Origin of the sequence: Carnobacterium inhibens subsp. inhibens DSM 13024 (assembly GCF_000746825.1) — a bacterium.
In the GTDB taxonomy this organism is placed as follows: Bacteria; Bacillota; Bacilli; order Lactobacillales; family Carnobacteriaceae; genus Carnobacterium_B; species Carnobacterium_B inhibens.
The window spans coordinates 149,646-169,021 of the sequence record NZ_JQIV01000006.1; the positions used below are offsets into that span (position 1 = coordinate 149,646).

Sequence of the window (19,376 nt, forward strand, 5' to 3'; positions counted from 1 at the left end):
TTTCATATTTTAGGACATAATATAAAAACAGTGTTTTAAAAATGTGAATCATCTAATGAATGAATCGCTTACAATTGAAAAATTGCAAAAAATGTGTCTTTTTTCTTTTCAATTACTTCTATAAGTGTTAGAATAGACAAGTTGATAGTTGTCTTCATAAGTTTTCAATGCGTTTTCATCAAAGAATTGCAAAAAACTTATGAATAGTTCAAGTGCAAAGTTGTATTGAACAGAACACTTTTTTATTCGTAGATAGCGATTCAGTAGCATTGAAATAAGAAGAAGAATCTTGGAGGAATACATTAATGAAAAAAAGAGAAAACCTTAGAAATGTCGCTATAATTGCCCATGTCGACCATGGTAAAACAACATTAGTCGATGAATTATTAAAGCAATCAGATACATTAGATGCACGTAACCAATTGGCAGAACGTGCAATGGACTCAAATGCTTTAGAACAAGAACGTGGAATTACAATTTTAGCTAAAAACACTGCTGTTAAATATAAAGATACTCATATCAACATCTTGGATACACCAGGCCATGCTGACTTTGGTGGAGAAGTTGAACGTATTATGAAAATGGTTGATGGTGTAGTTTTAGTTGTCGATTCTTATGAAGGTACAATGCCTCAAACACGTTTTGTATTGAAAAAAGCTTTGGAACAAAAAGTTGTTCCTATCGTAGTAGTAAACAAAATCGATAAAGATTCAGCTCGTCCTGCAGAAGTAGTAGACGAAGTATTAGAATTATTTATTGAATTAGGTGCCGATGATGATCAATTAGATTTCCCAGTTATTTATGCGTCAGCAATGAATGGAACATCTAGTTTATCAGATGATAAAAATGATCAAGAACCAACAATGGCTCATGTCTTTGATACAATTCTTGAAAAAATCCCTGCTCCAATTGATAACTCTGACGAACCTTTACAATTCCAAGTATCGTTATTGGATTACAACGACTATGTTGGACGTATTGGTATCGGACGTGTATTCCGTGGAACAATCAAAGTTGGAGATTCTGTAACATTAAGTAAATTAGACGGATCAACTAAAAACTTCCGTGTAACAAAACTTTTTGGATTCTTCGGATTGCAACGTGTAGAAATCGATGAAGCAAAAGCTGGAGATTTAATTGCAGTTTCTGGTATGGAAGATATCTTCGTTGGGGAAACTGTTACACCAGTTAACCATGTAGATCCATTACCAATCCTTCATATTGATGAACCAACATTGCAAATGACTTTCTTAGTAAACAACTCACCTTTTGCAGGTCGCGAAGGTAAATGGGTAACTTCACGTAAAATTGAAGAACGCTTAATGTCTGAGTTGCATACAGACGTTTCATTACGTATTGATCCTACTGATTCTCCAGATGCATGGATCGTTTCAGGTCGTGGAGAATTGCATTTATCAATTCTTATTGAAAACATGCGTCGTGAAGGTTACGAATTGCAAGTTTCTCGTCCAGAAGTTATCTTAAGAGACTTTGATGGCGTTCAATGTGAACCATTTGAATTAGTTCAAATCGATACTCCTGAAGAATACATGGGTTCAATCATTGAATCTTTAAGTGCTCGTAAAGGTGAAATGAAAGATATGGTCAATAATGGAAATGGTCAAGTTAAATTGACTTTCTTAGCTCCAGCTCGCGGATTGATCGGATACTCTACTGAGTTTCTTTCAATGACACGTGGATACGGAATTATGAACCATACATTTGATCAATACTTGCCACGTTTAAAAACTAAAATTGGTGGTCGTCGTAATGGTGCTTTAGTTTCAACTGAAACTGGAAAAGCAACAACTTACGGTATCATGGGTGTTGAAGATCGTGGTACAATCTTTATTGAACCAACAACTGAAATTTATGAAGGAATGATCGTTGGAGAAAATTCTCGTGAAAATGACATCACTGTTAATATCACGAAAGCTAAACAAAAAACTAACGTACGTTCTGCTAATAAAGACCAAACTAACGTAATTAAAGCACCTCGTCATTTAACACTTGAAGAATCATTAGAATTCTTAGGTGATGATGAATACTGTGAAATTACTCCTGAAAATGTTCGTTTACGTAAACAAGTTTTAAATAAAAATGAACGTGAAAAATCTGCTAAGAAAAATAAAGCGTCACAAAACTAAAACGATAAAAGACAGTTTTTCAAAAATGGTACTTTCATTTTTGAAAAAAGCTGTCTTTTTTTTTTTGAATGAATAGTGAATAGAACGATTAAGGCCAAATCCTATCCTTTGTATTGTTGGATAGATATTTTGTTGCTATAATAATAGTGTTGCACAACTGGCAGTTAGAGTCGTAAGACATGACTTTAAAAAATGTAGCAGCAAAATTTAAAAAATAGGGAGGCTAAAGGCGTCTTTTAGCCGTAAATATGAAAAAATTTAAATATCTTGATTACTATATCTTTATCCCTTATTTAATTTTATCCATAATAGGGATCTTAATGGTCTATAGTGCTAGTAGTTATGTTGCTATTAATCAATATAATAATTCTCAATATTATTTTACTAGACAAGCCATCTTTGTTGTTTTGGGTTTAATTACAAGCATGATTGTTTTTTTATTCAAATATAAGTTATTAAAGAACAAACGCTTTTTAGTTGCCGCTAGCGGTTTTATCGCGCTGCTGCTGCTCTACTTATTTTTCTTTGGTACAGTAACAAAAGGGGCAAAAGGCTGGATATTTATTTTGGGGTTTAGTTTTCAACCGGCTGAATTTGCAAAAATAGTTGTCATTTGGTATTTCGCTTATATTTTTTCGAAAAAGCAAAATCAACTGGTTCATAACTTTAAAGAAACAGTTGCTCCACCATTAACGCTTTTTGGTTTTTATATATTGTTAATTATCTTGCAACCCGATGTAGGGGGAGCGGCTATTTTACTCGTTACTGGAACCATTATGATTTTAGCAAGTGGTGTTTCGACAAAACTTGCCGCAGCTGTTGGAACTTTAGGTGTTGTTTTGATTGGTGGAATACTTGGGCTTGTCCGTATATTTGGAATGAGTCTTCCATTCCTTGAAGAGTATCAATATGATCGCTTTTTAGCCTTTTGGGATCCATTCGCTGTTTCAGAAAGTGCAGGACTTCAATTAGTAAATTCTTATTATGCATTAAAGCGTGGAGGGATTTTTGGAGTAGGAATAGGGGAGAGCATTCAAAAAACAGGGTATTTGCCTGAACCCTATACAGATTTTATCATGTCTATCATTGGTGAAGAAATAGGATTATTTGGTGTCTTCCTTATTGTTGGGTTGTTTGGATTGTTGATTTTACGCATTTATCTAGTAGGTATTCGAGCAAAAGATTCATTCGGATCGTTAATTTGTATCGGAATTGCTACAATGTTATTAATCCAAGGACTTGTTAATTTAGGTGGAGTAATAGGATTAATGCCTATTACAGGAGTAACTTTTCCATTTATCAGTTATGGAGGTTCAAGTACGATTGTACTAACGATCTCTATTGGTTTGGTACTAAATGTTAGTGCAACTGATAAAAAAAATAGGCAGCAAGCTATGGAAAGAAACTAAAATTCAAATTGAATTTTAGTGAATGATCTCGATGTTTTCTTTATTACCTTTTAAAGTGAAAATCAACTTCATTCAATTACAAAAAAATACGAAGATCAGGAGTGACAAAATGGAAAAAGTATTAGTAGCAAATCGTGGTGAAATTGCCATTCGTATTTTTAGAGCTTTAACAGAATTGGCTATTGAAACAGTAGCTGTATATGCACAGGAAGATGAGGGATCGGTTCATCGTTTTAAAGCCGATGAAGCGTATTTAGTTGGAAGAGGGAAAAAGCCAATTGATGCCTACTTAGATATCGAAGACTTGATTCGTATTGCTAAAGATTCAGGGGCAGATGCCATTCATCCTGGATATGGTTTCTTATCTGAAAATATTGAATTTGCTCGACGTTGTGAAGAAGAAGGCATTATTTTTATTGGTCCAAAACTACATCACTTAGATATTTTTGGAGATAAGATCAAAGCTAAAGAGGCAGCCATAGCTGCAGGTATTCAATCTATACCAGGATCCGATGGTCCAGTAGCTAACCTAGATGGGGTAAAAGAATTTGGGAAGACCTATGGCTATCCTATTATCGTTAAAGCTGCCCTTGGTGGCGGAGGACGCGGTATGCGTGTGGCCAAGAGTGAAGCTGATGTAAAAGACAGCTTTGAACGAGCGCAAAGTGAAGCTAAAGCAGCATTTGGTAGCGGAGAAATATATGTTGAGCGATACATTCAAAATCCAAAACATATTGAAGTCCAAATACTAGGAGATAAACACGGAAATATCGTGCATCTTTATGAAAGAGATTGTTCTGTTCAACGCCGTCACCAAAAAGTTGTGGAAGTAGCTCCCTGTGTGTCTATTTCTGAGGAATTAAGAATGGAAATGTGTTCAGCAGCTGTTCAATTGATGGAGCACGTTGGGTATGTGAATGCTGGAACTGTGGAATTTTTATTAGAAGGCGATAATTTTTATTTTATTGAAGTTAACCCACGTGTTCAAGTTGAACACACAATCACTGAGATGATTACTGGGATCGATATTGTTCAAGCACAAATTCTTATTGCTCAAGGCAAAGATCTACACAAAGATATTCATATTCCACAACAAAAAGATATTCCATTGATGGGTGCTGCTATTCAGTGCCGAATCACTACTGAAGATCCGATGAATAATTTCTTGCCAGATACTGGTAAAATTAATACGTATCGTTCTCCGGGTGGATTTGGTATCCGACTAGATGCTGGTAATGGATTCCAAGGAAGTGTTGTCACACCTTTCTTTGATTCGTTATTAGTTAAAGCATGTGTCCAAGCATCTACTTTCGAATTAGCTGTTCAAAAAATGGAGCGTTCTTTGAAAGAATTTCGTATCAGAGGTGTAAAAACCAACATTCCGTTTATGCAAAATGTTATTTCGCATCCTGTTTTTCTATCAGGTGAAGCCAAAACGACATTTATTGATACAACACCTGAATTGTTTAAATTTTCAAAAGTTAGAGACCGTGGAAATAAAACGATGCAATACATTGGAAATATTACGGTCAATGGATTCCCGGGAATTGAACAAAGAGAGAAAAAATTCTTTGCACCCGCAAGAAAACCTGGGAAATTACTAACATTAGACAATGATTATATAAGTGCAAAAAATATTCTAGACACTAATGGTGCAGATGCCGTAGTAGAATGGATCAAAAATAAAAACGAAGTATTGCTGACAGATACGACGTTTAGAGATGCACACCAAAGTTTATTAGCTACTCGTGTTAGAACCCAAGACTTTTTAAATATTGCTGAAGAAACACAAAAAGGCATTCCACAATTATTTTCTTCTGAGATGTGGGGAGGAGCTACATTTGACGTAGCTTACCGCTTCTTAAACGAAGATCCTTGGGAAAGATTAGAAAAATTGCGTAAAAAAATGCCGAATACTTTATTCCAAATGTTGTTTAGAGGCTCGAATGCTGTTGGCTACCAAAACTACCCTGATAATGTTATTGAGGCTTTCATTCAAAAAGCAGCTCAAAATGGAATTGATGTATTCCGTATTTTTGATAGTTTAAACTGGATTCAACAAATGGAAAAAAGTATTCAAAGTGTACGTGATAATGGAAAAATTGCTGAAGCAACCATTTGTTACACCGGAGACATTAATGATCCTAAAAGAGATAAATATACGATTGAGTATTATAAAGATATGGCTAAAGAATTAGAAAATCAAGGAGCGCATATTATTGCAGTCAAAGACATGTCTGGAATATTGATGCCACAAGCTGCTTATCGTTTGATCAGTGAATTGAAAGAAACAGTAGATGTCCCAATTCACTTGCATACACACGATACTAGCGGAAATGGTATCTTTACCTATGCAGCGGCTGTAAAAGCCGGTGTGGACATTGTAGATGTAGCTATGAGCGCTATGAGCGGAGCAACTAGCCAACCAAGTATGAATAGTTTGTATTATGCTTTAGTAAATGCAGACAGAGCTCCTGACATTACAATTGAAAATGTTCAACAAATCAACCATTATTGGGAAGATGTTCGTGCACTTTATAGTGATTTTGAAGTGGGTATCAGTGCCCCATCAACTGAAGTATATCAACACGAAATGCCAGGTGGACAGTACACTAACTTACAACAACAGGCTAAAGCCATTGGGTTAGAAGAACAATGGGATGAAGTTAAGATAATGTATTCAACAGTTAACCAAATGTTTGGAGACATCGTTAAAGTAACGCCATCTTCTAAAGTTGTTGGAGATATGGCTTTATTCATGATACAAAATAAACTAACTGAAGCAGACATTTTTGAAAAAGGAATGGACATTGATTTTCCAGATTCTGTTATTAGTTTCTTCATGGGAGATTTAGGTCAACCTACTGGTGGATTCCCTAAAGAACTTCAGCGTATTGTCTTGAAAGGAAAAGAACCGATTACGGTTCGTCCTGGTAGTTTAGCTTCACCTGTTGATTTTAATGAAATCAAAAAAGAACTAGCAGAAAAAATCCAAGCTGAACCGACTAAAGAAGATGTGCTTAGTTACATTATGTATCCACAAGTATTTTTGGATTACCGTAATAACCTTGAAACCTTTGGTGAAGTAACGTTATTAGATACGATGACATTCTTCCATGGGATGCGTACAGGTGAATCAATTGAAGTTCAAATAGAAAAAGGTAAAACGTTGATTGTAAAATTGAACCAAATAGGAGAACCGAATTCTGAAGGAATGCGTATTCTATACTTTGACTTGAATGGACAAGGAAGAGAAGTTGTCGTAAAAGATTACAGTATCACAAGTACAAAAGCTGTCCGTAGAAAAGCAGAACCTACCAATAAAGAACATATTGGTGCTACTATGCCTGGGTCTGTTCTGGAAGTATTAGTTCAAAAAGGTGAACGTGTCAAGCAAGGTCAGCCTATTATTATTACAGAAGCAATGAAAATGGAAACGACCATCAAAGCGAATATAGAAGGGGTCATTGATCAAATCTATGTTTCTGATGAGGATATTATTGAAACTGGCGACTTATTAATTGAGATTAAAGCTAAATAATAAACAGTAGTAGATAGATCTATACTGAAAAGTTCATTTCAGCTGATAGATGACCCGAAAATTAAAGTAAGAATGGTTTAGCTACCAAAATGAGGAGGCTAAATGGATTGAAGACATTTTTAAGGGCTGTACCATTGGTGTTCCTTATGCTTCTGGCGACTTATTGGTTGCCAGAAGTTATTTCTAAAAACCCCGCTGATATCATTACACCAAATGAAGAAAGTGAGGTCGCTCAGTCTGAACCCTTTAATTACCAAACTACGGATTTAGAGCCTGAAAAACTTCCAGTTTCTGGATTAGGTAGTTATATAGGATTAAGCAGTGACGATTTTACTGATCAATATGGGCAACCAAAGCGCAAAGACCCTGCTATAAACGGTAAAGAATGGTGGATTTTTGGAGAGAATGAAAATGATTATGTCCAATTAGGAGTAAAAGATGGAATCATAACTGATTTGTTTGTGCTAGGATCTGATTTGAATGTTGCTCCATTTAGCATTGGTATGTCTATCATAGAAGTATTTCAATTAGCAAGCTTTTATCCAACCTATTCTGTAGATGACCAAGGAGAACAAGTGACTCTGGAATTAACAGAAAGTGATTTAAATTATCGACCACTTATTGCGTTTGATAATCATACATTTGCCATATTAATGATGGACCGATCAACGAATCAAATTGTTGGGGTTCGCTATTTAGATTCTAGTTCCTTGCTTGAATTAGGAGTATACGATAACGGTTCTGCTAAAAGTAATGAGAATGCTGAAGAAATTGATAGCGAAATTCAGAGAGAAATCAATGAGGGTAATCAATTGCAAGTGAATGAGATTGTAAATATTTTACGTCAAAGGTATGAACTGGAACCTCTTAAGTTGAATATTCAGTTATCTGAAGTTGCTGAAACAATTTTTGTGAATCAAGAAGTACAACTAGATTCTGAAGAGAACCAGTCGTCTGAGTCAATCGATTCAAGTGAAGGTTCAATAGATGAACCAAATAACCAATCCTCTTCTGTCGAAACTTTTATTCTAGAGGATGAATCAGAGTCTCTTGATGAAGGTATAGATCAAGAATTTCAAACATTAACAAGTGATCAAATTGAACTTACTTTACAAGATACTGACTTAGAACTGGATAAAATACGTGTGTTGTATTCAAACCAGAAAAAAGATATGAATTGGTTAGTAACTAATTGGTTTACACTTGAAATAGAAAGAAATTTTTTAATGGATGCAGATATGACAGAAATTGGAATAGCTTATCGTGCAAATGATGTCTTGCTTATTCTCCATTAAGAAAATTTAATTAGGGTAAACAAGGAGGGAAGATATGGAATTAACCACAAATGAAAGACAAGGAATTATCGTGTGGGTATACAGTTTGAGGCATTTTAAAACACTTAAGCGTTTTGGGTTGATTCATTATGCTTCTAGACGAATGAAGTATGTAGTGATGTATATCAATCAATCTGATGTAGAAGCAACACAAAAGAAATTAAGCGAGTTGCATTTCGTAAGAAAAGTAGAACTGTCGTATCGACCATTTATTAATTTAGACTTTAAAGATGTTTTTGGTAAAGAAGATACCCATGGCAATAAAGAAATAAATGAAGATACTATCGCTGGTGAAACTAGTTTTTAATTTTTCATGCTAAATAAGTCGATTCAATTCTCGGCTTGTTTAGCATTTTATATTACAAATCTGTTGCTGCATAGATAAGCGAAATTGAAGATTGAAAGGAAGTAGTTTTATGCGAATCATTACTGGAGAATATGGAGGCAGAAAATTAAAAGCTGTTCCCGGAAATAATACAAGACCTACAACAGATAAAGTAAAAGAATCTATTTTCAATATCATAGGTCCTTATTTTGATGGGGGAAATTGTTTGGATTTATTTGCTGGTAGTGGAGGATTGTCTATTGAGGCTATTTCTCGTGGTATGGATAAGGCGGTTTTAATTGATCGAGATCCTTTAGCTCTCAAAACAATAAAAGAAAATATTGCTGTAACAAAAGAACCAGAAAAATTTGAAGTTTACCGAAACGATGCTAATCGTTCTTTAGATTTATTAAAAGGTAAAAAAAAATTCGATTTATTATTTTTAGATCCACCCTATGCAAAACAAGAAATTGAAAAACAAATCGAAAAAATAATCGCTTCTGATTTGTTGAATAATAAAGCTATTATTATTTGTGAATTGGATAAACATACACATTTAAAAGAAACTATTGGGGCAGCAATATCGTTTAGAAAAGAACTTTATGGATCAACTCAAATCGTTATGTATGAATACATTAATGATCAGGAGGAGACAAATGAATAAAATAGCGTTGTTTCCTGGAAGTTTTGATCCCTTTACTAATGGGCATTTAGACACAGTAGAAAGAGCTGCTAAATTATTTGATCAGGTAGTTATAGCAGTTGCTACTAATACCTCTAAAAATGCTTTGTTCACGTTAGAAGAAAAAATAACCTTTATAAAAAGTGCTGTAAATTATTTAGAAAATGTCAGTGTGACTGAACACAGTGGGGGACTAACAGTGGAATTGGCAAAAGAAATTGGAGCCGTTACTTTATTAAGAGGACTACGAAATAATGCTGATTTTGAGTATGAATCTACTATTGCTACTATGAATAAGATTCAACATAAAGACATTGAAACGGTCTTTTTAATGTCAAATGAGAAGTATCGATTTTTAAGTTCTAGCTTAATCAAGGAAGTGGCTATGTTTGGCGGTGACGTTTCCACATTGGTTCCAAAAGTTGTAAATGAAGCCATTAAGTTGAAGTATCAAAAATAATCGAATAGTAGTTGAATAGTCAATTTATGTATATAAAGGATGATTAAGATGAACGATATGAAAAAAAAGAGACATAAGAGTCTACTTATTCTGCTAGTACTGATTGTTCTTTTTGGAATTTTTATGCCTATTCCTTATTATATAGAAGGCCCGGGTTCAGCTGTACAGTTAAATGAATTGGTAAAAGTAAATCAAAAAGATGATCAAGAAAAAGGTCATTATATGTTGACTACAGTTGCTATTCGAAAAGCTACACCACTTACTTACTTTATGAAATACTTGCCTTTTCATGAGGGAGTTACAAAAGAAGAACTATTTGGTACAAATACTTCTAATGAAGAGTATACGAATCTACAGAATTACTACATGACAAGTTCCATCAATTCAGCTATTGAGTTGGCATATAAAACAGCTGGTGAGCAGTATCAATTGACCTATAATGGAATCTATATCATGTCTATTTTAGAAGGATCCAGTTTTGAAGGAAAATTAACAGTTGGTGATACCATACTTTCGCTTGATGGACAGAATTTTGAGAGTTCAGCAGAATTTATTGAGTATGTTCAACAACAAGAGGTTGGTCAATCAATAGAAGTAACGTATGAGCATAATGGTGAAAAACAAACGACATCCGGAAACCTAATGGATATGAAAGAAACGAAACAAGCTGGTTTAGGAATTTCTTTAGTCGACAATACTTCCATTGAAACAGAAATTCCTGTAGCTATAAATGCTGGAGAAATTGGTGGACCTTCTGCAGGTTTTATGTTTGCTTTGCAAATTTATACGCAATTGACTGGTAAAAATTTGCGTGATGGAAATGAAATCGCGGGAACAGGAACAATTGAATCAGATGGAACAATAGGTCGAATTGGAGGGATCGATAAAAAAGTTGTAGCAGCTAGTGAAGAAGGTGCCACGATCTTTTTTGCGCCAGATGATACGATCGATCCAGTGATAAAAGCTAATTATCCTGAAATGATGACGAATTATCAAGAAGCGCTTGAAGCAGCAAAAGAAATCGATACTGAAATGAAAATTATTCCAGTAAAAAACTTCCAAGATGCAATTGATTATTTAGAAGGCTTATAATTTTATATACAAAAAAGAAGTCAGTTTAGCGCTGACTTCTTTTTTGTATTTCTTATTTTAGAAATGATAAGGATTTTTTTGATTTGTTCTTTTGCTAGTGAATAACGAAACCAAGCTCCCAATGACAAGTACAATAGCTAAAACGATTGTAAAAATAGCCATCATACGATGATCAGGCAAGTTTTTTGTGAAAATACCAAACATGGCCCAGACAAAGACTAACGGAATAACTAAGTCTTTTAAATAAAAAACAATACCTAATCCTACAAGTGTTGTTAAGGCTAATAATACATACGTCAACAAGTTTTGAAGGCTTGCATCAATTCCTATACTGGCAACTAACCAATAGCTGAAATTAGTGATTGTCGCAACAATGATCCATCCTAAGTAAAGTGAAATAGGAACCAAGTAAAGCTTGGAAGAGTGAGATTTCTTTTGTGCTTGATATAAAAAGATAAGCGAAAGAAGCAATAAGAAAATAACAATAAGAGCAACTCCGTCTAAAAGGAAATGCCAAACCAAAATCCAACTTGCATTAAACAAACAAGTCAATAAGAAGCCCAAAAGTTGTGAATGACTCAAGTTTTGCTTTTTGAAACTAAAACTTAGCAGCCACACTAACAATGCGAAGTAGATCACTCCCCAAATACTAAAAATGAAACCAGCAGGAGTAAAAAATACATCATGCATATCTGAAATTTCTCCCGTTTGATAGCCATTTATTGGAAGAATATTTGCTAAAGCATTTGTAGCAACCATTATTAAATAGGCTACATATAATACAATCAGTTTACCTTTATTCATTTTATCACTCCTAATATGAACTTTTTTAATCAACTTAACCATACTACAAACTTGAAAAGAAATAAATTAAAGCGCTTATTTAAACTGAAAAGATGAGTTTTAACGTATATTACTTGTTAGAAGGACTCGAAAAGGAGTGTAAGGAGATGTTAAAAACAGGAAAAGAATGGTTGATAAAATACCGTTTAGCTATCGAAATAGGTGTTTTCTGTTGTTTAATAATAAGCGTATTGGGAATAAGTTTTCTTCTATTTAAAAATTCGAACTCTGTAGAAGAACAGTCAATGACAATGAGTTACTTGCAAAATGATAGGAAATCATCCGTAGAACTAGAATCAGTAGATCACGTGTCTGAAAGTTCGGTAGAAAAAATCTATGTAGATGTTAAAGGAGCGGTATACCTTCCAGGTGTGTATGAAGTAACCAGTGACATGCGATTGATTGATGCTGTCGATTTAGCTGGCGGGTTTAGTGAGGAGGCTGACCAAACACCAGTAAATCTATCTTTAAAATTAGCGGATCAAATGGTCATATTTATTCCAAAATTAGGAGACTCTGAAACCCTTCAAACGGATCAAGAAACACAGGTTGCTTCGATGGAAGAGAATGTTATTACAGTACCTGAGGGAAGTAGCGAACCCAACGCATCAACAAAAGTGAATATCAATCTTGCAGATGCTAGTGAGTTGCAACAGTTATCTGGAATAGGAGAGAAAAAAGCAGAACAAATCGTTACTTATAGACAGGATAATGGCTCTTTTCAAAAAATTGAAGAATTGAAAAATGTGTCCGGCATTGGTGAAAAGACTTTTGAGGCTATACAATCGAGCATTACAGTGGGCAATGAGTAAAGAAAGTAAATGAGAAAAAGAAGTATTGAAAGTCGTAACAGCCTTTTGTATACTTGAGAAAACATGAATGAAATCAGTATTTAAACGAAATCGATTGGAGGAGGATTGGCATGCCAGAACGTATACCATGGGATCAATATTTTATGTCTCAAAGCTTATTGCTGTCTTTAAGAAGTACATGTACTCGATTAACGGTTGGTGCAACTATTGTAAGAGAAAAGAGAATCATTGCAGGAGGCTATAATGGATCTGTAAATGGAGATGTGCATTGTATAGACGAAGGCTGTTATGTAGTTGACGGACACTGCTTACGCACGATTCATGCTGAAATGAACGCTATACTTCAATGTTCAAAATTTGGTGCTCAAACTGAAGGCGCTGAAATATATGTCACGCATTTCCCTTGTTTGCAGTGTACAAAAATGATTATTCAAGCAGGTATTACTAAAATAAATTATTTAGAAGATTACCATAATAATCCTTATGCATTAAAGTTAATTGAACAAGCCCACGTTCAATGCCAAAAAGTGGCCCTTCCAAAAGATTTTTTTCAACAACTAGATTTCTCATCCAATAAAGAAACTAGTTTAAGCCATAGTGATGGACATACCGCTATTCAATAGTTGAAAGGATATGTCCTTTTTTCTGCCATTTTGTGTTTATTATGTACGATCGTTGTTCTGTCTGCTCATTGGTTGAGTATTCTTTTACTCATCATTTGGGTGGCTCGATTACTTGTTACTCGTAGAAAAAAACTGATCATTTACTCTTGTTTACTGGTTAGTCTCACCCTTCTGATTGTAAGTATCGAAAAGAGCAGTAGACATACAGAACTTTCTGCAGAAGAACAACTATTTTTGATTACATTAGACCCCAATGATCTTAAAATCGATGGAGATCAAGTTCAGTTCTATGGAACAGTTACAGAAGTTGTTGAAAATAAAAAAGTTTCTGAAAAAGTCGTTGTTTTTTATCGTTTATCTGATGAAGAAGAGAAGCTGCTCTGGCAGAAGCAACGAACAGTAGAGAAGTTTATTGTCTCCGGTTTATTAACTGAGCCAGAACAGAATAGAAACTTAAATCAATTTAATTATCAGCAGTACTTATACCGGAATAACCTGTTTTGGATATTAGAAGCTGAAACAATCACTCCTTATACAAATAACTACCACCAAACATTTTTTGAAAAATTAAACATTAAAAATATAAGACAAATCCTTTTATCTCATATTGATAATCATACAACGCCAACCGTTTCAAGTTACATAAAAACACTGTTGTTTGCAGATACTAGTTCTATTGAGAACCAAGTGATGAATGGCTACAAAGAAATTGGCATCATTCATTTGTTAAGTATTTCCGGACTGCACATTCAATTTTTAATTACAGGATTAACATATAGTCTCTGGAGAATTGGTATCTCACGAGAACGTACCTATCTGATTTTATTGTTTTTACTCCTGATATATGGGAGTTTGACAGGTTGGGGAACTAGTATTTTTAGAGCTATTTCAATGAGTTTGATTAGTCAAACGGGTTCACGCCTTGAACGACCTATTTCTGGGATGGACACATGGTCTTGGACGTTGATTATTGGTCTTTGGGTTGATCCTTATCAAATTTTTTCTGTAGGGTTTCAATTAAGTTATCTTCTTAGTTTAGCGTTGATTTTATTTTCGAACACGTTATTTAATCAATCAAAGTTTAACAGTGTAAATAGTTTAGTTATTTCATTTGTTTTAACGTTGATTTCTGTTCCTATTCTTAGTATCCATTTTTTTGAATTTTCATGGGTAGGGATATTTGCTAATATAATCTTTGTTCCTTTATTTGCGTGGATTGTTATGCCTATGATCATTTTATTGTTCTTCAGTTCGTTTATTTTTAATGGAACAATATTTTTTGATTTTTTTATCCATTTAACAGAATGGATAGTAGAATTAATGGAATGGATCGTTTTAAAAATAGCGCTTTTTCCGTATGGCACGATTGTTACAGGCAAAGTACCTCTTAGTTTAGTTGTCTTAACCGTTTCTGCTTTGATTATTTTGCTTATTTCTTTAGAGAAAAAAAAGAAACGAAAACGATCAATTATCTTATTTATGCTCATTCTTAGTGTATTCACTCGTTATCAAAACTACAATCCTTATGGAGAAGTGATTGTACTAGATGTAGGGCAAGGAGATGCTATTTTAATTAAAGAACCCTATGGAAAGGGTGTTTATTTAATAGATACGGGAGGGTCAATAACTTTTGAAAAAGAAGAATGGCAGATAAGAACAAAACAATCGACTGTTGCCAGCCGCGTTTTAGTTCCAGTTATTAAATCTTTAGGTGTAACAACACTGGATCAAGTTTTTATTACTCACTCAGATGAAGACCACATGGGTGCTTTAATGGAAATGTTTGAGAGTATCAAAATAAAGGAGCTTGTTTTTCCAAAAAGTGCACCAAAAAAACAACAATTTTATGATGTAATCACTGCATTAGAAAAAAAGGGAGTGAGGTTAACAGCAGTTACGGCTGAAACAAATCAGAAACAATTAGTTGGTCCGTCGTTAGCTGTTTTATGGCCTTTAAAAAATGGAATAGGCGGTAACAATGATTCTCTAGTGTTATATGGAAAAATTGGAGAGTATTATTGGCTATTTACAGGCGATATCGAAGAAGAAGGTGAATTAGAGTTAACCGCTCTTTATCCTAATCTAAGAGTAGATATCTTAAAGGTCGCTCATCACGGAAGTCAAACTTCAACCAGTCAATCCTTTATTGAAGGAATCAATCCTAAGGCAGCAATAATATCTTGTGGCTTAAATAACCGCTATGGTCACCCTAAGGATGAAGTGTTAAACCGATTAGAAGATGTAAATGCTCTGGTCTACCGCACAGATCTGCAAGGTAGTTTTAGATACCGGTATATTACTCAATGGAATGGAATTAAAGGGATGGATTTTCAAACGATTTTAAAATAATTCAGGAATAGCCTTGCAAAATAAATTAATGCTATGTACCATAAAGACAATATAAGAAAGTGGTGGAACAAAGTGAATTTTGGATCTGAGATAACTAAAATAAAAAATGGTACGATTGCCCAAGTTTATGTTGTGTTAGGAACTGAGTCCTATTTGGCAAGTGTGGCTAGAAAGACACTAACAGATTCACTATTGACTTCAGAAGAATTGGAACTCAATTTTGGTGCGTACGATATGGAAGAGGTTACTATTGGAACGGCTTTAGAAGATGCAGAATCGATTCCGTTTTTTGGAGACCGTCGAGTCGTTTTTGTCGATAGACCCATTTTTTTAACAGGTGAAAAAATAAAATCAAAGTTGGAACATGACTTGAAATGGTTGGAGAGTTATTTAAGTCATCCATCTGAATCAACGACACTTGTGTTTTTTGCTCCCTATGAAAAATTAGATGAACGCAAAAAGATAACGAAATTACTAAAAAAGACAGCAACAGTTATTGAAGTAAATGCGTTAGTGGAAAAAGAGATGCGAAAGTACGTAAAAGATACAATAGAGAATGAAGGGTATCGCTATTCTCCAGAAGCATTTGAATTATTTATTCAATTAACAGACGCTAGACTATCTGTAGCAATGGGAGAGCTGCCTAAACTTTTTCTTTATGCTCAAGATACTAAGTATATTACAAAAGAAGCCGTTCAAGAACTCGTAGCTAAATCGTTAGAACAAAATATTTTTGCCTTAAATGAATATGTTTTGAAAAAAGATGTCGGACAAGCTCTTAATTTATATCAAGATCTTTTGTTGCAAAAAGAGGATCCAATTAAAATAAATGCGATTATGACTTCTCAATTCCGCTTGCTTATCCAAGTCAAAATTTTAGAAAAAAAGGGCTATCAGCAAGGAGATATTGCGAAACAAATAAAAACTCATCCTTACCGTGTTAAGCTAGCCATCCAACAGATGAGAAAAATTAAGGAAGCTGCACTTATAGAAGCTTATAAAGGATTGATTGATGCAGAATACCGCTTAAAAACAGGACAAGGCGATAAAGAGATGCAATTTGAATTATTTGTTCTCCAATATGCACAAAAGAACTCTCTAAAGAAGACAGGTACAAGGATTTAAATGAATCTAGCTATCAAGTAAAAAAACTTTACACATTTTTATTGCATTGAAGCTTGTCTTTATGTATAATTGAATTTGTTGAAACAACTAGAATAGACTATTTTATGTTGTAAATAATTGAAAGTGGGGTGAATCAAATGCCAAACATCGAAGCTGCAATCAAACGTGTTCGTACTTCTGAGAAATCAGCTGCACAAAACAACGTTCAAAAAAGTTCAATGCGTACTGCTATTAAAAAATACGTTCAAGCTGTTGAAGCAGGTAACGAAAACGCTGAACCATTACTTAAAGAAGCAATCAAATCAATTGACATGGCTGCATCTAAAGGATTGATTCATAAAAATAAAGCTAACCGTGATAAATCTCGTTTAACTGCTAAATTAGCTAAATAAGAGGTCATTGTTATAAAATTTTTAAAAAAGCTGTAAGTCTCGAGTAATCAGGACTTATAGCTTTTTTTTGTTTTCAACAAATAGAAATCGTCAAATCCTATCGGAAACATATCGAATTAGTTGTAAGAACACACGTTCCGTGCTAGAATAATAAAATAGGATTAGTATGCAGTATGTCTATTAAATAGTATTTAATCTTGTTTTTAGAAGTGTGAGGAGGTAAGTGAATGCCAAAGGATCAATTTGAATTGGTTTCTAAGTACCAACCAGGCGGTGATCAGCCTGCTGCGATAAAAAAATTAATTGAAGGTATAGAAACAGGCAAAAAAGAACAAACTTTACTAGGTGCCACAGGAACCGGGAAAACATTCACGGTATCAAATGTTATCAAAGAAGTAAATAAACCTACTTTGGTCATTGCACACAACAAAACTTTAGCTGGTCAGCTGTATGGGGAGTTTAAGGAATTCTTTCCTAATAATGCAGTTGAATATTTTGTTAGTTATTATGATTATTACCAACCAGAAGCTTACGTTCCTTCAAGTGACACATTTATTGAAAAAGAGTCGAGCGTTAATGATGAAATCGATAAACTACGCCACTCTGCAACTAGTTCTTTATTAGAACGACGAGATGTGATTGTAGTAGCTTCCGTTTCGTGTATTTATGGGCTGGTTAACCCCGAAGATTATCGAGATCATGTCCTCTCTCTACGTGTAGGGGCTGAAATAAACCGTGACGAAATGTTGCGTCGTTTAGTCGATATGCAATTCGAACGAAATGATATCGATTTTCAACGTGGACGTTTTCGTGTTAGAGGAGATGTAGTTGAAATATTTTTAGCATCGCGTGACAGTGAAGCTATCCGTGTAGAGTTCTTTGGAGATGAAATCGATCGTATCAGAGAAGTAGATGTTTTAACAGGTGAAGTTAAAGCAGATGTTCAACATGTTCCGATTTTTCCAGCAACTCACTTTGTTGCAAATGATGAACAAACAAGGTCTGCTGTTCAAAATATTCAAGAAGAGTTAGAACAACGCCTAAAAGTTTTACGTGCTGAAAACAAATTGATTGAAGCTCAACGTTTAGAACAACGCACGAACTACGATTTAGAAATGTTATTGGAAATGGGTTATTGCTCTGGAATTGAAAACTATTCTCGGCATATGGATGGGCGTAAACCTGGAGAAGCACCTTATACATTGATTGACTTCTTTCCAGATGATTTTTTGATCGTAATTGATGAGTCGCATATTACAATGTCTCAAATTAGAGGAATGTATAACGGTGACAGAGCTAGAAAAGAACAATTGATTGAATATGGTTTCAGATTACCAAGTGCTTTAGACAATCGCCCGCTACGCTTGGAAGAATTTGAGAAACATGTGAATCAAATTATGTATATTTCAGCTACACCTGGACCATATGAATTGGAGCGAGCTCCAGAGGTTATTGAACAAATTATCCGTCCTACAGGATTACTAGATCCTATTATAGAAGTACGTCCAATCAAAGGACAAATTGATGATTTAATTGGTGAAATAAATGAACGCACTGAAAAAAATGAGCGTGTATTTATTACTACATTGACTAAAAAAATGTCAGAAGATTTAACAGATTACTTGAAAGAAGTAGGCATTAAAGTTGCCTATTTGCATAGTGAGATCAAAACACTTGAACGAACAGAAATTCTTCGAGACTTGCGTTTAGGTGTGTACGATGTACTGATCGGGATCAACTTGCTACGTGAAGGTATTGATGTACCAGAAGTATCTTTAGTTATTATCTTAGATGCTGACAAAGAAGGTTTCTTAAGAAGTGAACGTTCACTTGTACAGACTATTGGTCGCGCTGCACGTAATGAAAATGGGAAAGTGATCATGTACGCTGATCGAATAACGGATTCTATGAATGCCGCCATAACAGAAACAGAAAGGCGTCGTGCAACGCAACAAGAGTACAATGAAGAACATGGTATTACGCCTAAAACGATTATTAAAGACATTCGTGACTTGATTTCTATTACTTCAGTAGTAGAAGGAGATGAAGTGGGAGCATCTGGATTAGAGAATATTGCTAAGATGACTAGAGAGCAGCGTTTAGAATTAATTGATGGCATGGAAGTAGAAATGAGAGTTGCAGCAAAAGAATTGAATTTTGAAAAAGCGGCTAACTTAAGAGATTTGATATTAGAAATAACAGCTCAATATAAATTAAAAAAATGATGAATTATAGGAGAAAG

15 protein-coding genes are annotated in these 19,376 nt (G+C 34.5%); 14 read left to right on the forward strand and 1 reads right to left on the reverse strand.

Features of this window, described 5'->3' with window-relative positions:
• Positions 1 to 305: 305 nt before the first annotated feature.
• The 8 genes from typA to BR65_RS01960 all read left to right on the forward strand — a co-directional run bounded on the left by typA (position 306) and on the right by BR65_RS01960 (position 10,990).
• On the forward strand, positions 306 to 2,147 hold the full coding sequence (gene typA / locus BR65_RS01925; RefSeq protein WP_023177547.1) for a translational GTPase TypA: 1,842 nt from the start codon (positions 306 to 308) through the stop codon (positions 2,145 to 2,147).
• A gap of 248 nt (positions 2,148 to 2,395) precedes the next feature.
• Complete coding sequence (locus BR65_RS01930) at positions 2,396 to 3,556, forward strand: FtsW/RodA/SpoVE family cell cycle protein (RefSeq protein WP_023177548.1); 1,161 nt, start codon at positions 2,396 to 2,398, stop codon at positions 3,554 to 3,556.
• A 109-nt stretch (positions 3,557 to 3,665) separates the two neighbouring features.
• A complete protein-coding gene (locus tag BR65_RS01935) occupies positions 3,666 to 7,097 on the forward strand; it encodes a pyruvate carboxylase (RefSeq protein WP_034536471.1) in 3,432 nt (1,143 codons plus the stop codon).
• 107 nt (positions 7,098 to 7,204) lie between these two features.
• Positions 7,205 to 8,392, forward strand: a complete 1,188-nt coding sequence (locus BR65_RS01940; RefSeq protein ID WP_156098839.1) for a CAP-associated domain-containing protein — start codon at positions 7,205 to 7,207, stop codon at positions 8,390 to 8,392.
• A 34-nt stretch (positions 8,393 to 8,426) separates the two neighbouring features.
• A complete protein-coding gene (locus tag BR65_RS01945) occupies positions 8,427 to 8,738 on the forward strand; it encodes a YlbG family protein (RefSeq protein WP_034536472.1) in 312 nt (103 codons plus the stop codon).
• Between the two features lie 91 nt (positions 8,739 to 8,829).
• A complete protein-coding gene (gene rsmD / locus BR65_RS01950) occupies positions 8,830 to 9,420 on the forward strand; it encodes a 16S rRNA (guanine(966)-N(2))-methyltransferase RsmD (protein WP_256379554.1) in 591 nt (196 codons plus the stop codon).
• A complete protein-coding gene (gene coaD / locus BR65_RS01955) occupies positions 9,413 to 9,898 on the forward strand; it encodes a pantetheine-phosphate adenylyltransferase (protein WP_023177556.1) in 486 nt (161 codons plus the stop codon). Before rsmD ends, coaD begins: the two co-directional genes overlap by 8 nt.
• A gap of 57 nt (positions 9,899 to 9,955) precedes the next feature.
• Complete coding sequence (locus BR65_RS01960; protein WP_156098874.1) at positions 9,956 to 10,990, forward strand: SepM family pheromone-processing serine protease; 1,035 nt, start codon at positions 9,956 to 9,958, stop codon at positions 10,988 to 10,990.
• A gap of 57 nt (positions 10,991 to 11,047) precedes the next feature.
• On the opposite strand, the gene BR65_RS01965 is transcribed toward BR65_RS01960, so the two are convergent.
• Entirely contained in the window at positions 11,048 to 11,794 is a 747-nt protein-coding gene (locus tag BR65_RS01965) for a tryptophan-rich sensory protein (RefSeq protein WP_034536475.1), read from the reverse strand.
• Positions 11,795 to 11,940: 146 nt separating this feature from the next.
• On the opposite strand from BR65_RS01965, the gene BR65_RS01970 reads away from it, so the two are divergent.
• From BR65_RS01970 to uvrB, 6 genes are all read left to right on the forward strand, one after another.
• Positions 11,941 to 12,645 carry a helix-hairpin-helix domain-containing protein gene (locus BR65_RS01970; RefSeq protein WP_023177562.1) on the forward strand — a complete coding sequence of 235 codons (705 nt, stop codon included), beginning with the start codon at positions 11,941 to 11,943 and terminating at the stop codon, positions 12,643 to 12,645.
• A gap of 110 nt (positions 12,646 to 12,755) precedes the next feature.
• A complete protein-coding gene (locus BR65_RS01975; protein ID WP_023177564.1) occupies positions 12,756 to 13,268 on the forward strand; it encodes a ComE operon protein 2 in 513 nt (170 codons plus the stop codon).
• Between the two features lie 72 nt (positions 13,269 to 13,340).
• Positions 13,341 to 15,617: a DNA internalization-related competence protein ComEC/Rec2 gene (locus tag BR65_RS01980; protein WP_280512912.1), complete on the forward strand. Its 2,277-nt coding sequence runs from the start codon at positions 13,341 to 13,343 to the stop codon at positions 15,615 to 15,617.
• Between the two features lie 72 nt (positions 15,618 to 15,689).
• Positions 15,690 to 16,742 carry a DNA polymerase III subunit delta gene (gene holA / locus BR65_RS01985; RefSeq protein ID WP_034536476.1) on the forward strand — a complete coding sequence of 351 codons (1,053 nt, stop codon included), beginning with the start codon at positions 15,690 to 15,692 and terminating at the stop codon, positions 16,740 to 16,742.
• A gap of 137 nt (positions 16,743 to 16,879) precedes the next feature.
• Positions 16,880 to 17,134 (forward strand): 30S ribosomal protein S20, encoded by a 255-nt coding sequence (rpsT, locus tag BR65_RS01990; protein ID WP_023177570.1) that lies wholly within the window; start codon positions 16,880 to 16,882, stop codon positions 17,132 to 17,134.
• A 227-nt stretch (positions 17,135 to 17,361) separates the two neighbouring features.
• Positions 17,362 to 19,359 (forward strand): excinuclease ABC subunit UvrB, encoded by a 1,998-nt coding sequence (gene uvrB, locus BR65_RS01995; RefSeq protein WP_034536477.1) that lies wholly within the window; start codon positions 17,362 to 17,364, stop codon positions 19,357 to 19,359.
• Positions 19,360 to 19,376 lie beyond the last annotated feature (17 nt).

Excerpts from the sequence above, each read along its gene's own strand:
- typA (WP_023177547.1), top strand. The coding sequence starts at position 306 with ATGAAAAAAAGAGAAAACCTTAGAAATGTCGCTATAATTGCCCATGTC.
- BR65_RS01930 (WP_023177548.1), top strand. The coding sequence starts at position 2,396 with ATGAAAAAATTTAAATATCTTGATTACTATATCTTTATCCCTTATTTA.
- BR65_RS01935 (WP_034536471.1), top strand. The coding sequence starts at position 3,666 with ATGGAAAAAGTATTAGTAGCAAATCGTGGTGAAATTGCCATTCGTATT.
- BR65_RS01945 (WP_034536472.1), top strand. The coding sequence starts at position 8,427 with ATGGAATTAACCACAAATGAAAGACAAGGAATTATCGTGTGGGTATAC.
- coaD (WP_023177556.1), top strand. The coding sequence starts at position 9,413 with ATGAATAAAATAGCGTTGTTTCCTGGAAGTTTTGATCCCTTTACTAAT.
- BR65_RS01960 (WP_156098874.1), top strand. The coding sequence starts at position 9,956 with ATGAAAAAAAAGAGACATAAGAGTCTACTTATTCTGCTAGTACTGATT.
- BR65_RS01965 (WP_034536475.1), bottom strand. The coding sequence starts at position 11,794 with ATGAATAAAGGTAAACTGATTGTATTATATGTAGCCTATTTAATAATG.
- BR65_RS01970 (WP_023177562.1), top strand. The coding sequence starts at position 11,941 with ATGTTAAAAACAGGAAAAGAATGGTTGATAAAATACCGTTTAGCTATC.
- BR65_RS01975 (WP_023177564.1), top strand. The coding sequence starts at position 12,756 with ATGCCAGAACGTATACCATGGGATCAATATTTTATGTCTCAAAGCTTA.
- rpsT (WP_023177570.1), top strand. The coding sequence starts at position 16,880 with ATGCCAAACATCGAAGCTGCAATCAAACGTGTTCGTACTTCTGAGAAA.
- uvrB (WP_034536477.1), top strand. The coding sequence starts at position 17,362 with ATGCCAAAGGATCAATTTGAATTGGTTTCTAAGTACCAACCAGGCGGT.